Annotated in this window: 18 protein-coding genes and 1 riboswitch; of the genes, 6 read left to right on the top strand and 12 right to left on the bottom strand. The window is 37.8% G+C overall.

Annotation, left to right across the window (positions count from 1 at the left end; genetic code table 11):
• The first annotated feature begins 289 nt into the window (after positions 1 to 289).
• The gene (locus tag J7E66_RS27530) at positions 290 to 754 is read left to right on the top strand and encodes a VOC family protein (RefSeq protein ID WP_215006089.1); all 465 of its coding nucleotides are present in this window, start codon (positions 290 to 292) and stop codon (positions 752 to 754) included.
• A gap of 383 nt (positions 755 to 1,137) precedes the next feature.
• On the opposite strand, the gene rlmD is transcribed toward J7E66_RS27530, so the two are convergent.
• From rlmD to cax, 8 genes are all read right to left on the bottom strand, one after another.
• Positions 1,138 to 2,520: a 23S rRNA (uracil(1939)-C(5))-methyltransferase RlmD gene (rlmD, locus tag J7E66_RS27525; protein WP_215006085.1), complete on the bottom strand. Its 1,383-nt coding sequence runs from the start codon at positions 2,518 to 2,520 to the stop codon at positions 1,138 to 1,140.
• A gap of 192 nt (positions 2,521 to 2,712) precedes the next feature.
• Positions 2,713 to 3,480 (bottom strand): delta-lactam-biosynthetic de-N-acetylase, encoded by a 768-nt coding sequence (gene pdaA, locus J7E66_RS27520; protein ID WP_215006082.1) that lies wholly within the window; start codon positions 3,478 to 3,480, stop codon positions 2,713 to 2,715.
• A gap of 63 nt (positions 3,481 to 3,543) precedes the next feature.
• A complete protein-coding gene (locus J7E66_RS27515) occupies positions 3,544 to 4,509 on the bottom strand; it encodes a nuclease-related domain-containing protein (RefSeq protein WP_215006079.1) in 966 nt (321 codons plus the stop codon).
• Positions 4,510 to 4,913: 404 nt separating this feature from the next.
• Positions 4,914 to 6,455 (bottom strand): fumarate hydratase, encoded by a 1,542-nt coding sequence (locus tag J7E66_RS27510; RefSeq protein WP_285289262.1) that lies wholly within the window; start codon positions 6,453 to 6,455, stop codon positions 4,914 to 4,916.
• Positions 6,456 to 6,651: 196 nt separating this feature from the next.
• Positions 6,652 to 6,849, bottom strand: coding sequence for an SE1561 family protein (locus tag J7E66_RS27505; RefSeq protein ID WP_088085809.1), 198 nt, complete (start codon positions 6,847 to 6,849; stop codon positions 6,652 to 6,654).
• 132 nt (positions 6,850 to 6,981) lie between these two features.
• Positions 6,982 to 7,752, bottom strand: a complete 771-nt coding sequence (locus J7E66_RS27500; protein ID WP_251033171.1) for a YfkD famly protein — start codon at positions 7,750 to 7,752, stop codon at positions 6,982 to 6,984.
• A gap of 131 nt (positions 7,753 to 7,883) precedes the next feature.
• A complete protein-coding gene (locus tag J7E66_RS27495; protein WP_215006073.1) occupies positions 7,884 to 8,498 on the bottom strand; it encodes a YczE/YyaS/YitT family protein in 615 nt (204 codons plus the stop codon).
• Between the two features lie 383 nt (positions 8,499 to 8,881).
• Positions 8,882 to 9,922, bottom strand: coding sequence for a calcium/proton exchanger (gene cax, locus J7E66_RS27490; protein WP_215006165.1), 1,041 nt, complete (start codon positions 9,920 to 9,922; stop codon positions 8,882 to 8,884).
• Between the two features lie 185 nt (positions 9,923 to 10,107).
• Here cax and J7E66_RS27485 point away from each other — a divergent pair, with 185 nt between their 5' ends.
• Both J7E66_RS27485 and J7E66_RS27480 read left to right on the top strand, forming a co-directional pair.
• On the top strand, positions 10,108 to 11,286 hold the full coding sequence (locus J7E66_RS27485; RefSeq protein ID WP_215006070.1) for an MFS transporter: 1,179 nt from the start codon (positions 10,108 to 10,110) through the stop codon (positions 11,284 to 11,286).
• A 176-nt stretch (positions 11,287 to 11,462) separates the two neighbouring features.
• Positions 11,463 to 13,376: a heavy metal translocating P-type ATPase gene (locus J7E66_RS27480; RefSeq protein WP_215006067.1), complete on the top strand. Its 1,914-nt coding sequence runs from the start codon at positions 11,463 to 11,465 to the stop codon at positions 13,374 to 13,376.
• Between the two features lie 237 nt (positions 13,377 to 13,613).
• Here the strand turns inward: J7E66_RS27480 and J7E66_RS27475 are convergent, their stop codons facing one another.
• Together J7E66_RS27475 and J7E66_RS27470 are read right to left on the bottom strand one after the other, a co-directional pair.
• A complete protein-coding gene (locus J7E66_RS27475; RefSeq protein ID WP_215006064.1) occupies positions 13,614 to 14,450 on the bottom strand; it encodes a YihY/virulence factor BrkB family protein in 837 nt (278 codons plus the stop codon).
• A 16-nt stretch (positions 14,451 to 14,466) separates the two neighbouring features.
• On the bottom strand, positions 14,467 to 14,838 hold the full coding sequence (locus J7E66_RS27470) for a YtxH domain-containing protein (protein ID WP_215006061.1): 372 nt from the start codon (positions 14,836 to 14,838) through the stop codon (positions 14,467 to 14,469).
• 237 nt (positions 14,839 to 15,075) lie between these two features.
• Between J7E66_RS27470 and J7E66_RS27465 the strand changes: the two genes are divergently transcribed.
• Complete coding sequence (locus J7E66_RS27465; RefSeq protein WP_066251264.1) at positions 15,076 to 15,300, top strand: DUF1128 domain-containing protein; 225 nt, start codon at positions 15,076 to 15,078, stop codon at positions 15,298 to 15,300.
• 37 nt (positions 15,301 to 15,337) lie between these two features.
• Here the strand turns inward: J7E66_RS27465 and map are convergent, their stop codons facing one another.
• Positions 15,338 to 16,087, bottom strand: coding sequence for a type I methionyl aminopeptidase (gene map / locus J7E66_RS27460; protein ID WP_098930027.1), 750 nt, complete (start codon positions 16,085 to 16,087; stop codon positions 15,338 to 15,340).
• 278 nt (positions 16,088 to 16,365) lie between these two features.
• On the opposite strand from map, the gene J7E66_RS27455 reads away from it, so the two are divergent.
• Complete coding sequence (locus J7E66_RS27455; protein WP_168242217.1) at positions 16,366 to 16,692, top strand: helix-turn-helix domain-containing protein; 327 nt, start codon at positions 16,366 to 16,368, stop codon at positions 16,690 to 16,692.
• Between the two features lie 108 nt (positions 16,693 to 16,800).
• On the opposite strand, the gene J7E66_RS27450 is transcribed toward J7E66_RS27455, so the two are convergent.
• Complete coding sequence (locus tag J7E66_RS27450; protein ID WP_168242216.1) at positions 16,801 to 16,932, bottom strand: anti-repressor SinI family protein; 132 nt, start codon at positions 16,930 to 16,932, stop codon at positions 16,801 to 16,803.
• Positions 16,933 to 16,962: 30 nt separating this feature from the next.
• Positions 16,963 to 17,052, bottom strand: a riboswitch (cyclic di-GMP riboswitch).
• A gap of 376 nt (positions 17,053 to 17,428) precedes the next feature.
• On the opposite strand from J7E66_RS27450, the gene J7E66_RS27445 reads away from it, so the two are divergent.
• Entirely contained in the window at positions 17,429 to 17,632 is a 204-nt protein-coding gene (locus tag J7E66_RS27445) for a hypothetical protein (RefSeq protein ID WP_215006058.1), read from the top strand.
• Positions 17,633 to 17,732 lie beyond the last annotated feature (100 nt).

Here is a 17,732-nt window from a genome sequence, read left to right as displayed (position 1 = left end):
CCATATAATGCTCAGCATGGAGTATTAAGTTATGAGGCTTCCGCTATGGGGATGACTACAAAGGTTAAACTCGAAAAACAAAAATAATGACAATAAAAATAAATTGGTAGAAATTAAGACGGTTTTGTTAATTAAAAAGTTCTTATCTTCAATAAAATCGATCTTCCATAATCGGGCGCTTTAGTTTCACAACAAATGGGCTGTTTTTACCGTATCAATGGCAGGTTAAGAGGTGTTTGTTTAAAATTGGAGAACTAGTAAAATAGACAAATAAATGGAGGTTCTATTTATGGTGATAAATCGTTCTGTACCAACTGATCACATCCTTCCGCATGTTTATTATGAGAACGTTGCTGATGCCTTAGCTTGGTTAACTTCAGTGTTCGGTTTCGTCGAAGACTATCATTTCAATCTCCCCGATGGACAACTTCATGGCGTGATGATACATAAAGGTAATGCCTGGGTCATGCTTAAAAATTCGAGCCGAACAATGACAAGCCCTAGTAAACTTGGACTCCAAACGCAATCCCTTATGGTATTCGTCAACAATGTAGATGAGCATTATAGGAATTCGATATCTTCGGGTGCACGCATTTTGGAAGAGATTTTCAACACGGAATACGGTGAGCGTCAATATTCAGCCCAAGATCTAGAGGGGCATGTATGGACTTTTTCGGAGCACGTTAAAGACGTTAGTCCTGTTAGCTTGGGAGGGAAGATAGCTAACGAGAGGACAGAATCCACGAAGAAATAAAACTATTTTGGAAGATGGCATCATATATGATGCTTTAGCATTTTCAATAAGCTAAAGTAGCAATCAATAATTATCTTGATCTTCCGTAATCGGGCACGTTTTTGGAGGATCATTGGCCTAACTCTTCGCTAAAATACGGAGGGATTAGGCTTTTTTTTTACTTTTTAAACTCTTTAACGTTAACACATCTTCCAGACGATACCCATAGACAAATGCATTGGCGATAAGCGCTATGTCGGTTTGCTTTAAGTTGGGTGTCTGTCACGACTCGAAGAGTGCCAAATCTTGTCGAGTAAATAATTTACGAACTTTATCTAAAATCAATCCCTTTCTGAGCTACGCAAAAAGCCTACTCCGAAGAATAGGCATAAATTCTATATATATTACCTTACAAGAATGAGTTGCACAACACACTCGACGTGTGCCGTATGCGGGAACATGTCCACTGGTTGAATATACTTTACTTCATATTTCGCGCTTAAGTTCTGAATGTCCTTAGCCAAAGTTGAAGGATTACATGAGATGTATATCAACTTGTTTGGTTCTGCCTGAAGGATGGTTTGGATGAGCTGCCCCTCTAGGCCTGTTCTAGGTGGATCGACTACAATGACATCGGGCTTCCAACCCTTTTTGACCCATTTAGGCAGGACCTCTTCTGCCTTTCCAGGTACGTATTTAGTATTGGTAAATCCGTGGCGCTTCGCGTTTTTCTTAGCGTCATCAATCGATTCCGTGATGACGTCCATCCCACGGACTTCGGCTGCCTGGTCAGCAAGCCATAAGCCAATAGTTCCCACTCCACAATAGGCATCGAGGACTTTTTCTTGGCCAGTTAGAGCCGCTGCTTTTTTCACTTCATTATAAAGTTTTACTGTCTGCACAGGATTTAACTGGAAGAAGGTCCTTGCCGAAAGCTCGAATTGTAAGTCTCCCAAGGTTTCTTGGATAAAATCTTCACCAGCTAATGGCAAGGTTTCGTCGCCAAAAATTAGTGATGTTTTTTGTCCATTTATATTCTGCACAATTGATTTTACATTTGGAAGACGCTGTTGGATTTCCTGAATGATGACGTCCACTTTCGGCAATTCTTTTTGTGTAGTTATTAGAACTATTTGCAGTTCCCCTGTTTGAATGCCGACACGAGTAACAATGGTTCGAATAATACCTTTTCTAGATTTTTCATTATAAATCGGAATTTTTAATTCCTCTAAAATCCGTTTCACTTCAGAGGTTGCCTCATTTGTTTGTGCATGCTGCACAGCACATTCGTCAATATTAATCAATTGATGGGAATTAAGGCCATACAGTCCGGCTAATACCCTGCCGTCGATTGCCTTGACTTGAAAACTGCTCTTGTTTCTGTATCCCCATGGGTCTTCCATCCCAATTGTTTCACGAATTTCGAGCTTGTTGATGTCAACTTTGGTATGGCGCTCCAATGATTGAATGATGATATCACGTTTTTCCTTAAGCTGTTGGTCGTATTTCAAATGCTGTAGCTGGCATCCACCGCATTGATCATACACCGGGCATAGTGGCAGTACACGATGCGGGGATTTAATCCGGATTTTTTTGATTTTTGCCTCAGCAAATTTAGGGTTAATCTTCGTTGCCTCTACGACAACTTCTTCACCTGGAAGGGCTCCCGGCACAAAGACAACTTGCTTTTTAAAATAGCCCACGCCTTCCCCATTAATTCCGAGCCTTTTGATGGTGAGGGGGAAGGTTTGATTTAATTCGATTTTGATATTTTGATCAGTTTTCATCTATTTCACTCCAAATTATTCCATAAATTCAAAGAACCCTAGTAACTGTTTCTTCATTACAGATAGTTTCATTTTAATTTTACCCCGTATTATAGCATGATTTACATTGAAAAACCGAATCTCCATGATTCGGTATTGATAAAATGAATCATTAAAAGGCGAATTTTCGAATAAATTCGCCTTTAGCTTTTATTATTTTTTCTTCGGAAACTTATCCAGGCTTTTGAACTTGTAGCCTTTTTTCTTTAAGTCCTGAATCGCCTTTTCAAGTGCATCGGCATTGTCTTTTGAAACAGTGTGTAATAGCAGTATACAACCGGGATGGATTTGACTCATGATATTGTCGTAGGAATATTGCCAGCCTTTTTGCCGGTTTACCTCCCAATCGACAAAGGCAAGGGACCAGAAAACATGTGAATAACCCTCTTCTTTAGCAATTTGCATCGTTCGCTCGCTAAAGACTCCTTTTGGCGGGCGGAGATATTTCATTTCCTTTTGACCCGTTAATTCTTTCGTTTTAGCCCGGACCTTTTCCAGCTCTTCACGTATCCTTTCGTCACTTACAGCTGTAAGGTCTGGATGATGCCACGAATGGTTACCAATAATATGCCCTTCTTTTACCATCCTTTTAACTATATCCCCTGCTGAGAGCAAGTAATGTCCTGTTACAAAGAATGTTGCAGGGACCTTTTCCTTTTTTAAAATATCAAGAATCTGAGGGGTATAACCTTGTTCATATCCGTTATCGAAGGTAAGATAAATCGTCTTTTTATTAGGGTCACTTTTGTAAAAAGCCCCGTATTGTTCGATCAACTGATCAAGCTCAGCCCCTGCTTCTGCAGGCTGTTCGTTAACCCCCTTTTTAAAACCCCAATGAATCGGCTGATTAGAAACAGCCGCATATGTACTCTGAGGTATCAAAACGAGCAGCATACTGAGGATGCACAATAATCTTTTCATCCATGTTCCCCCTATTTTTGTTTTTTTTATTATTTGTTATTGGAGAGAAAAGATTAATAGTATTTAAAGGAAATTTTTAGGCGGATAATAAATCCGCCCCTTAGTTGTTCCAGTATAAGGGAAGTTTAATGAGGAAAGAAAATACGCGGTTATTCTTGTTGATGGAAGATGGAGGAAATTCCGTATTTCCATGTTTGTAAATGATGGAGTGTGTAGAAAGAAATACTCTCTTATCGCATCTATGTACGCATCTTGTGAAATAAATTGACAAGTAGGACAACACCATATTTTCCTCTTATATTTCATTGGAAATTGGAAGCAATTGGGACATTGAACTCCAGTTATAATTTCAGATTTTATAATACCAAATTTTTGAAGAATGTCTGTAATTAGAGGAGTGTGGTTCTTTAAAAAGAGCTTTTTTATTTTCTCAATGGTTTTATTTTCAATCTGGTTCTTATTCTGTTGATGATAAAATACATCGATTTTTCCAAGTAAATCACCTACTCGGCAAACCTTCTTTTGAGCAGCTGTGTATCCAGGACTAATACATACCTCAGTGGATGATTTACAAATAGAAACTAAGGAGTCGATTGGGATTGGAGGGATTTGGTGTTTTTCTAGAAAATATGTCAATAGTATGTTATGGCGTTGTGCCTGTGCGATTGGATTTTCATAAATGACCCTATTGTCCAAATAATCTTGAATCATCTGATTTTTTTCAATCGTAAGTTTGCCAGAATGGTTTTTTCCATCAATCATGAGAATACCTCTTGGGGAAAGTAGCAGGGCATCGATTTGAAAGTATCCTTCTCCATACGGGAGACGCAAGTCGTGGATAATGAGAAACCTTTTTGGGGGAATTTGTCCTAGATAGTAATGTATTTTTCTTTCTCCATTATATCCAGATCGTAAATTTTTAATGAATAGCCTTAAAGCATTAAGTTTGGGATGATTTAAGGGCATTCTTTTTTCCAATGCTTCGGCTTTTAAGAGATTAAGCGGAAGTGTTAGTTCTTTAACAAACAAATTAATACCTCCCTTAGTAAATCTAGAAATTGTTTCGCTTATTTATAACATGTTTTCCTTATTTCGTGTATGAAGTATTTATGAATTTTGTTAAAAATAATGTGATAGACAAAAGATGAAAGGGGAATTTTACATATCGGGAGATAATTACACGATAAAAAAGATTTATTATACAATTATTCAATTTATTTTTCATAAAAAGCTAGGAATTGAACAATTATTAGAAAATATTTCCAACATCGAAAATAAAACCAGGTTATTCGACCAAAATTAAGATTAATTATACAAAACAGGGACTTTATTTTTCAAAAAATGGCATCTAATTCCCAGTTTTATCCCTTCCTCACTAATTGCTCTTTAAATTAAAAAAGATAGACGCCCAAAGCGCCTATCCCAAAAATACCTTATTTAAAAACCGGTTCCTTAAACTGAGCTAATTTTTCTAAGGAAGATTTATCAACGTCGGCGTGCAAGCTGTTTCCGTGCGAGTCCATGGTTACTACGGCTGTGAAGCCCTCTACACGCAGATGCCACATCGCTTCTGGAATACCAAATTGCATTAAATCCACACCCTCCACAGATTTAATACAATCTGCATAATACTGGGCCGCACCGCCAATCGCATTCAGGTACACACCTCCGTGCTCTTCCAACGCTGCCAATGTTTTCGGGCCCATCCCGCCTTTACCGATGACAGCGCGGATTCCGAACTTCTTCATGATATCGCCTTGGTAAGGTTCCTCACGAATACTTGTTGTCGGACCCGCAGCTTTAACATGCCACTCACCAGCGTCATCCTTTAACATTACCGGACCGCAATGATAAATAACTTGTCCATTTAAATCAACAGGTGCCTCGTGATCACTTAAATACTTATGAATTGCATCACGGCCTGTGTACATCATGCCGTTAATTTGAACGACATCTCCAACTTTAAGGGCACGGATCTGTTCTTCGGAAATTGGCGCCTCAAGCGTGATAACACCCTCAGATGTAGCTGCGGTTTCCTTCGCTGCCTCTCCCTCAGCAAAATCAATGAATTCCCCGTCTTGGTACATCCATTCATTAATTTCGCCTGTTTCCGCGTTCACACTCACACCTAAACGTCGGAATGCCCAACAATTGTAAGCAACAGACACATAGAAACTTGCAGGAATACGATTCATCACACCGACTTTACAGCCTAAAAGAGTTGCCTCGCCGCCAAAGCCCATGGTGCCAATTCCTAATTTATTTGCATTTTCCATAACATACTCTTCTAACTTGCGAAGTTCTTCATTTGGGTTCACATCTTCAACGGAACGAAATAGTTGTTCTTTGGCTAAATCATATCCGGAGGAACGGTCGCCGCCAATCCCAACGCCAATAAAGCCAGCACTGCAGCCTTGTCCTTGTGCTTGATATACGGAATGCATGACACACTTACGGATTCCATCAAGGTCACGTCCAGCGCGGCCTAGACCGTCTATTTCACATGGAAGACTGTATTGAATGTTTTTATTTTCACAACCGCCGCCTTTTAATATAAGACGAACGTCGATATAGTCTTTTTCCCATTGGTCAAATTTGATAACCGGCACCCCTGCACCAAGATTATCACCACTATTTTCACCTGTGAGTGAATCAACCGAGTTCGGGCGTAATTTTCCTTCTTTTGTTGCTAAAACAATGGCATTGCGAATCGCTTCTTTAATTACTAACTGGTTTACACCAACTGGCGTTTTGATTTTAAAGGTTGGTAAACCAGTGTCCTGGCAGATGGGTGACACTTGGTCGTCTGCCATTTTGATATTGTTTGTAATCGTCGCTAGGCTCATCGCCGCACTTGTTCCCGCGTTTTCTATTTCCTTCGCCTTTTTAACGGCCCGGCGTACATCCTTAGGAAGTTTTGTTGATGTTTCTACGACTAGCTTGTACATGCTTTCTTGAAATTTAGAAATATTCAATTCGAGTACCCCTCTCCCTATGTTCCCCAATAGTCTTTTCAATTTTCAACGTTTTTGCACGTTTATATTATACTCCTATACCCTCTAGAATTAAAGGATTAGCTTGCAACCGTTGCCAAGTTAATCGGAAAAAAAACCATGTAAATTTTGGATAAAGAAACTCACCTCCCTCCAAAATAAAAAAAGAGCCTGTTGATTAAACAGACTCACTCACTTCGCGATTATTAAATTCTCTGCATTTTGATTCCATATCATCTAACATTGAAATTAAGCGGTCAATATCTTCAAGATCCGTATCTTCAGGATCAATGGCATCGAGCACATCAATGAACATGTTTAAACGTTGTTTTAAAAAATTCACTTGTGTATTTTTATCTTCAATTGGATTACCCAAACTGATTCACTCCTTTTCGTTAACGTTCTCATCCTACCGAATAATTTAAACTTTGACAATCGATTATTATTATTTTGCCCTATTTTTAAAAAATAAAAAGACTCCTGTACGGAGGAGTCCTCAACTTTAAAGTCATCTTGGTCTTTCAGATGCGGCAAATCCAAAGGAAACATAATCCTGTACAGGGATCCATGCACCAATTCCTTGGGACGTGACATTTTTAATTACGATAAACTTTTTACTTCCTTTTAGCATTAAGTAGACCTCACCGTAGGTTACTTTTCCTTTTTCATTCACACCTGGTGCATAAGCGTATAAGTAGCCTAGGCGGTTAGGAGGGATGTTATAAATATGATCATTCTTTGTGCCTGCTCCAATAATCGTATCAAATGAAAGTGGAAGATTCGTTTTTTCCATCGCCTTTAATAGCATCATTTTTTTCACATCTTCGGCATTGGCGATTTTAGCCGTTAGGCCGCCTCTGATGATTTTTTGCGACTCCTGAACATACTTAATCTGATATGGCACCTTTCCGCCACGATTATCGAAATAATTTGTGTTTATTTTTTGGAACTCCCAATTCGGGGAAGTTTCGGTTGATTCGTAATTCAACGGCCACTGGCCTAAGTAGACGATCGCGCGATAACCAATCGCAAAAGGTGTGCTATTAATACTCGATTCATTCAACATCCGGATCAAATCAGGATTTTCAATTTTGACCTTTGAAGAATTAATCAACTTCTTAGTTAAATCACTTGGTTGCAGTAATGGCAGATCCTGTGTCGAATTCGGATAAGTATTTTCCTTGGTGATATTCCGAACCGAAGCTGGAACTTGATATTTAACCGAGACTTTTTTCACCGGAACCTTTTGTGCATACCCTGACGGAATAAAAGTTAACATTAATAGCAGTGTCATAAGAACAGAGATATTTCTCTTCACGAGTTAAACTCCTTTCACTAAATAGCATTAATCAGTCTGCTAGTAGTTTTTTCGGAGTTGATATATTTTATCCATCCAAGCAAGTAATTTCATTATTTCGCCTGAAGACGGACCATTAATTTTTCAAAAAATGGAAAAAACAATTGAATGGCCGGCCCTACCGTAAAAGTGATAATAAGGGTCCCGTATGAAATAGGCCCATGCAGAAAAATTGCTGGAATTAAGGCTGTAATTTCCCCAATCGTTTTCGCAACCATTAAATTAACATGAAAACGTTCCTTGATTGCCAACATAAAATTATCGATTGGACTTTGTGGAAACTTAGCCTGAATATAAATGGCTGCCCCAAATCCAATAATCAAGATGCCCATCAATAACATCCCGATTTTCCCCTTAAGTTGGTTGACTTGAAATAAATCAAAAACAGTGTCTAACCAAAAATCCACTAAGGAACCAATGATAATAATAGTTAGTAATGAAAGCAGATCCGGTCTTTTTTTTAATAAAAGAGAAACAACGATGACTAAAACCGCTCCATCAATCATCACCCATTTTCCCACTGATAACCCAACCTTTTCAGTTAGGCTTACATTAAGTGCGTCCCATGCACCTACACCAATATCGGCTACTTCAATGGTCATACATACTCCAAAAGTCATAATAGTTAAACCGAAAATAAAAAATAAAAACCTAATTAATAATTTCATTTGTGGCTCCTTTTAGGGGAAAAGTAACATAAATGTAATAATCAGAACATTTACAAAATTACAATTTCGTTATATAATATACTTAACCTATCAAGTAAGGAGGGCTGTAATCAATCTGCTATCCATTTACCTAATTAATATTAAGGAGGTTGGGATTCCCGTCTTATATGAGATTCAACACTCGTGTTCATGTATCTAAATAAACATGAAGGTTGGTGATTGATGGCCCAAAGAAAAGCGATTGATACTTAACCCTACAAAAAAGATATTTTATTATTATAGTCCAAGCAAGATCATTAACTCCGTACATGGAAGAATTTAAAAATAGTATATATTTCAAAGGAGACTCTAATCCATTAGGCTTAGAGTCTCTTTAATGTAAATTAGAGTAAGTAAAAACCAATTCCCATAATCAAATAGGCTGCCAGTAAAGTTAACCCTTCAAACCAATTGGATTCTCCATCGTTAGAGATAACAACCATAAGGAGAACCGATGAAACCATGGCAATTAATTCCTGCCAGCTGAAAAGAAGCGGCATCGTGGTTTCAAAGAAAAGAGAAATCAGAACAAGTACAGGTAAGACGAACATAGCCACTTGTAAGGTAGAACCAATTGCGATTTCCACCGCAATATCCATTTTGTTTTTAAATGCCATCACTATAGCCGAAGCGTGCTCTGCTGCATTTCCAACAATTGCCACGATAATTACACCGATAAATAATTCAGACCAACCGAGAGTTTCACCTACATATTCAAAGGTATGAACAAGATGCTCGGAAATATAAGCAACAGCTATGGTAGCGATGAAAAGGACAGCGATCGCTTTCCCTTTACTCCATTCTGGTATCTCTTCCTCATGCGCCCCTTTTTCAGTACTAGGCTGATACACACCTCGATGGGTGACCAGCTTAAAAAATAAGGCCGCTAGATAAAGGACAATCAGAATGACTGATATGCCGATACTTAAGGAAAGAGTTTTTGTCTCATTCATATTCATCGAAAAAACTTCGGGAATAACAAAGGCGATTATAACAGCAAACATAAGCAGGCCCGAATTGTGTCGAGCATCGTACACATTAAATGTCTGCCGCTTAAATTTTATGCCTCCAATAAAGAAAGATAGTCCCGCCACAAGAAGCAAGTTTCCTAATACCGAACCGGTTAAGGAGGCAAGAACAATACCAACGAGTCCTGCCTTCAACGAAAAGATAGAAATAATAAGTTCAACCGCGTTTCCGAAGGTTGCATTTAATAATCCGCCTATTCGCGGGCCAGCAACAATTGCGAGACTTTCTGTTGCCCTCCCCATAAAACTGGCTAATGCAACTATGGTTAAACAGTAAATAATAAATAAGATGATATTTGACCAGTGCATAAGCGAGCCAATAACTGAAAGTGGCACCCCAATAAGTGTCATAAGCATAAAAATCTTGTTCACCGTATTCCCTCCAAATTCTCGGATTTCTATTATATAAATTTTTTCCTTTTGTACCCTAATTTACCTAAACTAATTATAAAAGTCTAGGGAGTTTGTTCAATTGCAAATGGCGGATTTTCTCGTTACCATCATTTAGGAACTATTTAAAAATATTTGAATGAGGAAGTTCTATGAATAAAAATAACCTTCGTTTTTGGATTCTTGTTAGTATTGTTGCCATATCTGGTTTTTCGCAAGGCATGCTGTTGCCGCTCATCGCAGTAATTTTTGAAAAAAGCGGCGTTTCTCCTTCATTAAATGGCTTAAATGCTACAGCACTTTATATAGGAATTCTACTTGTGTCCCCTTTCATGGAAATGCCTCTCAGAAAATACGGTTATAAACCGGTTATTATCTATGGTGGCGGGCTCGTAATTGTTTCACTTGCTTTATTTCCATTATGGGAGACATTTTGGTTTTGGTTTGCGCTCCGATTACTGATTGGCATTGGCGATCATTCCCTCCATTTTGCCACACAGACTTGGATTACTTCCTCCTCCCCAGCTGCAAAGCGGGGACGTAATATTTCTCTGTATGGTCTGTTCTTTGGGATTGGTTTTGCCTCCGGGCCATTAATGACACCATTAGTAAACGTAAATCAATCGCTGCCCTTTATTGTTTCCTCGATTTTATGTTTTATTGGCTGGGTCTTTGTTTTTACTCTTAAAAATGAATTACCTGAACAAGAAGTTGGTATCAATTCATTCCTAGCCACAATCAAGCAGTTAAGAAAGGCATTAAAATATGGATGGGTTGCTTTCTTACCTCCATTCTCTTACGGCTTTTTAGAATCCTCCTTAAACGGAAGTTTCCCTGTCTATGCATTAAGAATGAATTTCGACGTTTCCAGTGTTTCAATGGTGTTATCAGCTTTTGCAATCGGCAGTATCATTACCCAGCTTCCGTTAGGAATTATTAGTGATAAGGTTGGGCGTAGAAATATCTTAATAACTATATTATTTCTTGGATTTTTCAGCTTTACAGCTGCAAGTTTTCTTGAGCATTCCTTTATTGGGCTGTTTGTATCTTTCCTCATTTCCGGGATGATAGTCGGTTCGACCTTCTCGCTCGGCATAAGTTACATGACCGATTTAGTTCCAAAGAACCTACTACCGACAGGAAATTTGTTATGCGGCATCTTTTTTAGTCTTGGCAGCTTATGTGGTCCAATCATCGGGGGATTGTTCATTAAATTCTCTGAAAATGTGAGTTTCTTCTATATAATTAGTACAATGCTTTTGATCTTATCAATTATCATCTTTGCTTTTGGAAAAAAGACTTTATTGGTTTTCGAACAACAAAATTCTTAATCCACTATTGTAGAGCAAATTCATATCTAATGCATAAGATATGTGGTAAGATGAAAGAAAATAATGATAAAAGTTAGAATTGTTGCTGTCATCCCTTTGATGACAGCTTTCGTATTTTTTAAGGGGATTGATTTTGATTATTCTTATCAACTAGGAAATTGAGAGGGGGAGATCCTATGAATTCAGAAGCAAAGACTCTAACAAAGAGTATTCACAAAGTAGGTTTCTTAGAAAAAATCAAACCGCATGCAGAATTGATTGCTGCGGGATTAAGCGGTGGATTCATTGCTGCTGGCTGGATATTGGATAAGTACGGAAGTGGAGCAGATTCCATTATTGCTTACCTGCTGGCATTTGTAATTGGCGGGTTTGCCAAGGCTAAAGAAGGCATTGAAGCCACCTATGAAAATAAAGAATTAAATGTGGAAATGCTAATGATTTTTGCTGCCATAGGTTCAGCAATTATTGGTTACTGGACAGAGGGTGCCGTTCTAATTTTCATTTTTGCTGTAAGTGGAGCATTAGAAACCTATACCATGAATAAAAGCCACAAGGAAATTTCCTCTTTAATGAAGCTTCAGCCCGAAGAAGCCTTGCTCATCTCAAGTGGTTATGAAAAAAAGGTCCCTGTTTCAGTGCTTCGTGTCGGTGATTTTATTTTAATTAAGCCTGGAGAGCGAGTCCCTTCTGATGGAATCATCATCAAAGGACAAACGAATATCGACGAGGCAGCTATTACTGGTGAATCTATGCCTGTTTCAAAAGGAACTGAGGAGGATGTTTTCGCGGGCACCGTTAACATGACTGGTTCAATTACTGTTAAAGTGACAAAAGCGAGTCATGATACCCTCTTCCACAAGATCATACAGCTTGTTCAATCAGCCCAAAGCGAGAAATCACCCTCACAGCTGTTTATTGAACGTTTTGAAGGAACCTATGTAAAGGTAGTCCTATCCGTTGTTTTATTAATGTTTTTCCTCCCACACTTTATGTTAGGCTGGAGTTGGCAAGAAGCCTTCTACAGGGCAATGATATTATTGGTGGTTGCATCCCCATGTGCACTTGTTGCTTCCATTATGCCGGCCACTTTATCCGCCATATCAAATGGAGCGCGACATGGAATATTGGTTAAAGGTGGTATTCATCTTGAAAATTTAAGCCATCTAGGAGCCATCGCATTTGATAAAACGGGAACACTTACCAAAGGGAAACCAGAAGTAACTGAAGTGATTGTTAAGGAAGGACTTGATCGAGAGGACCTTATTTGGAAAGCAGCTTCAATTGAAAGCCATTCTAACCATCCTCTTGCAACCGCGATTGTGAATTATGTTAAATTGAGCATTAATAAGGATCTCCTTTATCCAGAAAGTCTTGAGGATGTACCAGGCTGGGGTGTTAAAGCGACAATTAATGGTGAGCAGTGGAAAATTGGTAAGGCTGCCTTTATTGCCAATAATTATGTTGACAAGTTTGCTGAAGGTAAGGCAAAAGATCTTTCAAGTCTTGGCAATACACTTGTATACATTGAAATAAATGGTGAACTGAGTGCGATCATTGCCATGAAGGATGTAGTTCGCAAGGAAACAAAACTTGCCATTGATCATTTAAAAAAGCAAGGTATTCATACGGTCATGCTTACTGGGGATAGTGAAAAAACAGCACGAGCGATTTCCTCTGAAAGCCATGTAGATGAATTTTTCGCCGAATGCTTACCTGAGGTAAAAGTAGAAAAACTTAAGGATTTAAAAGAAAAGTATAAAACTGTGGCAATGGTAGGTGACGGGATTAATGATGCACCCGCGCTAGCAATTGCCAATGTCGGTATTGCCATGGGCGGAGGAACTGATGTTGCCCTTGAGACTGCTGATATTGTCCTAATGAAAAATGATTTGCCGCGAATTGCCGAGGCCATCGATCTTTCCAAACGCATGAATAGAATCATTAAACAAAATGTGGTTTTCTCCATAACTGTAATCATGATCTTGATCGCATCGAATTTCTTGCAGATGCTCGATTTGCCATATGGAGTAATCGGTCATGAAGGCAGTACCATTTTAGTCATTCTAAATAGCCTTCGATTGCTTAAATAGTGAAAAACCGGATGAACATTCATCCGGTCTTTTTATTTTTATATGGGATTTAACCCATTAGTGATAGCCATTCGAGCCGTTCGCAGACCCCGAAGTTTTATTTCCTTTACTACCTTTACCTTTTTGCTTTGTACCGCCATCTTTTTTGGTCTTCTTTGTCATAATAAGAACCTCCCTGAAGTTAGTTAGCGTTCTATCTTAGTTTGAACAGATGGGCTATTTTCATGAAGGAAACTATTAGCAATTCTTACGATTCTTTTCACTATAAAAAGCATTAATTTCTCCACCTAATATAATAATAAATGCCGATATGTATAACCAAATCATTAAGACAATAATTGCACCTATACTGCCATAGGTGAGCGAATAATTACTGATATTTCCAACATAAAAGGTTAATCCAATCGAGGAAATAATCCAGCCCACGGTAGCAAAAGCTGCCCCTGGAAAGGCACTCCGGCATTTTATTTTTACATTCGGTGCAATCCAATACAATCCTGTAAAAATGAGAAACAAAATAATCGCACTTACCAGCCAGCTTAATGTATCCCATACCTTAATAAATTCTGTCGTGTAGCCCATTTGAGAAAATAAAAAAACACCTATTTCTCTGCCGAATACAGGAAGAATAATCGCCAGAATTAAAACAAAAATCATTCCAAAAGTTAAAAGAATAGCCATCCCTCTTGAGACAATAAACGAGCGGCTTTCCTTTACATTATATGCCTTATTAAAAGCCTTCACAATCGCACTAATACCGTTCGATGACGACCAAATCGTACCGATGATCCCGAACGATAACAACCCGCCATTCCGATGATTCATTATGTCATGGACGTTTTTTTCAATTAGGTCCATGGCCTCGACAGGTGCAAAATCCCTTACGATCCCAAGCATATCCTGATGGGAAATTGGAATATATGGAAGAAGTGTAAATAAAACAATCAAGAGCGGAAACAGGGACAGTAGAAAATAATATGCAAGCTGTGCACTTAATCCAGGTAAATCATCTTCATCGACCCGGTGCCAAAGTAATTTTAATAAAGATGAGCGAACATTCCCCACCTTTTCCATTTTCATCCTCCTTTTTTTAATGAATTTCTTTTTCTTCTCCTAACACTTCTTCAATAATGAGTGCTTCGTCACTTTTTGAGAATGTTTCCTTCGTTTCTTTTAAAATGTCCGTAACCTGAGGAGTTATCTCCCGTAACTCTTCCACTTTATCTGTTATATAAGATATATCTTCACTGACCTGCTTAACGGTTGTCTTTAAATTTTCTGCAGTTTCCTTCACCTTATCAGTAATCTCTCTTGGATTTTTCATGATATAGGTAACTTTTGTAGTAGTTTTTTGTACGTTTTCTTTCATCACTTCTCGAGTTTGTTTATCTAAAAGGCTGATTGCTCCGCCAGCAAGTGCTCCAAGTAACATTCCGCGCCAAAATTGATTTTTCTTTGTCATGTTAACCTCTCCTTTAATCTTAATTATTATTATCATCAATAATACCCGATGATAATAATACCAAAACCTTCTTTCATTTATTTTGCTTCATAGAGGATGGCCACGCAAGTCCAACTGATACTTTTATCCATTTTTTTTGGTTTACTAAATTGAGAGTCTTTCCTAGGAACTTTGTATTGACATATAATTTTCAACATGAAAAGATGGACATATTAACTCGCAGAAAGGGTGACCCAAATGAATTTATCAGAAAAGTCGATTGAGAATGTCGAATATATGATTGAACAAATTAAAGAAAAGCTAAAGGTCCTAAACCTTGGAGCCATAAAACCTTCGCATTTTGATGAAGAAATGTACGAGGAATTAAAAGAGATTTATGATATGGTCCTTAGAAAAAATTCATTTAGTCCTAATGAAATGCAGGCCTTAGTAGAAGAGCTTGGAAGCCTCCGAAAAAAATAAGCTAAAAAACCCGTTATTGCACATAACGGGTTTGTTTTTATTCCTGTTCAGTTAAGATGACAGGGCCATCTTTTGTAATCGCAAGTGTATGTTCGTATTGTGCTGAATATTTTCCATCAATGGTCCTTGCCGTCCAGCCATTGTTGTCCATCTTCGTTTGGTATCTACCTACATTAACCATGGGTTCAATTGTGAAGACCATACCTTCTTTAATTCTTGCGCCTTTTCCTGGCAGCCCGTAGTGTGGAACATCCGGCTTCTCGTGTATCACTGCTCCAATCCCATGGCCAATAAAGTCTCGAACAACAGAAAAACCTTCGCTTTCAACATAGGTTTGAATTGCGTGTCCGATATCCCCAATTCGATTGCCGACAATCGCCTGTTCTATCCCTTTATAGAGTGCTTCCTTAGTAACATTTAATAGACGTTCGGTTTCCTCGGATACCTTTCCTACTGCATAAGACCAGGCGGAATCAGCCAAAGCACCATTGTAATTGACAACCATATCCACTGTCACAATGTCCCCATCTTTTAAAGGTTCCTTCCTTGGGAAGCCATGGCATATTTCGTCATTTATACTTGCACAGGTTGCATATTCATAGCCCTTATAACCCTTTTGTTCTGGTGTTGCTCCATTTTTCTTAAGAAATTCTTCAACAAATACATCGATTTCCCAAGTGGTTATACCTGGTTTGATTAATTTTCCGATTTCTTTATGACAAGCTGCAAGTATTTCTCCTGCCTTTTTCATTGCTTCAATTTCACGTTGTGATTTAAGGACAATCATTTTAGGAGGGTCCCCTTCCTTTTTGTTTATTTTTATGTAAAATATTCAAAATTGTTATTCGTCTAAAAGCAATACCTTTTAGTGAATTACAATTGACCACTATTGGCAACACTATTAATATTAACCCTATCTTGTGATTTTTTCAAAAATACTTTTATATGGTGAAACCTTTCTCAAAGTTCATTTTATTGTCATATTCCTTTGTTCTTCATATGGTGCTTTTCTATTCTTTTTGATAGAATTAATGTAAATGAATAAAAATTAGGTGTGTGAGAATTATGATCGGTGATCGCGTAAAAAAATTTCGCTTAGAAAAGAAAATGTCACTTTCCGAACTTGCTGCTCAAGCAGGCGTGGCAAAATCTTATTTAAGCAACCTTGAAAATAACAAACAAGAGAATCCTTCTATAAAGTTTCTTGAAAAAATTGCAGTTGTCTTAAATATTCCTGTTGATCATTTAATACATGAAGAAGTCAATAAAGCGGATTTAGACATTGATTGGATGAATCTTGTCAAAGATGCAATGAATTCTGGTGTTTCCAAAGAACAATTTCGTGATTTTCTTGAATTTAACAAGTGGCGAATTAATCAAAACGATAAATAATAACCAGCTTTTTAAAAGGTCTGTTTCAATTTGAAAAAAGAAAAGCATTCTACAAATACTCCCATTTGTAGAATGCTTTTTTTATTTATGTACACTGTCGTTCCGTGATTAACTCATAACTTCTTGTTGGCTAAGGAAGTCACGAACTGCTTTTATGGATAATCCCAAGTCTTTTGCTTCTAATATGAGGTCCATCCATTCTTGATCGATTACTTCTACTTCACTTTTTGTAATAACCATTTTTCTCACTCCTAAAATACATTGTGTATTCCAGGTAGCCCGGCCATCGTAACAAGTCATACTTGCCTTAGATCCTCGGCTTTGCGTCCCTGCTTTTCAACAGGTTTGCCTTTTTCTGATACTAATACAACTTAAGTATGACTGTATTAGCTTATCGTTCTTATTTGATAGGTCGATTTACTTAATCCTCATTGATATTATATCTAGTGCTATTTTAGTAGGTTGTTGTAATTTGTCGCATTATTTTAATTTTCACACATTTTTTTCTAACAAATTATGCCAAATATCTACAAAAATATACCAATTACAGCTTACCCCTTTGATGTTCCATGTCTAAGGATTTCCTTATGAAAACTAGATCCCCCGAAAGATAAAGCTGGTGAAGAGTGAATCTATTTATTAGATTCCACTTTCAGACAGCATTTTCTTTTTTTATAATAATTATTTTCACTTCATTCAGGGAATACTACTTTTGATGACGAAAGGGGTGTTGAAATTGGCACGTGGAGAACATTTTGAACATAAAAAGAAAAACCACCCAGGTAATTTTCCAAAAGACAGTTTAACGGAAAAACATACGAGAGAAGCTGTTGGAGACGAAGAATTCCTAGTGGTAAGGGAAGCATTTAAAAATCGAGTGGAAGATGAGGAAGAATATCGCGGTGACACAGCTCGTTTGCTGCCCGATCAGACAGAGTAAAAAGACGTGAGCACTTAAATATATAGCTGATAAGTATACTAAAACTTAAACATTTTTAACTAAAACAGCCCTTTTCAGTGAACTGTAACCCATAATATGG

The organism is Bacillus sp. ISL-7 (assembly GCF_018613065.1).
Note: the sequence above shows the minus strand (reverse complement) of the source record. Positions and strands in the feature narration are given on the sequence as shown.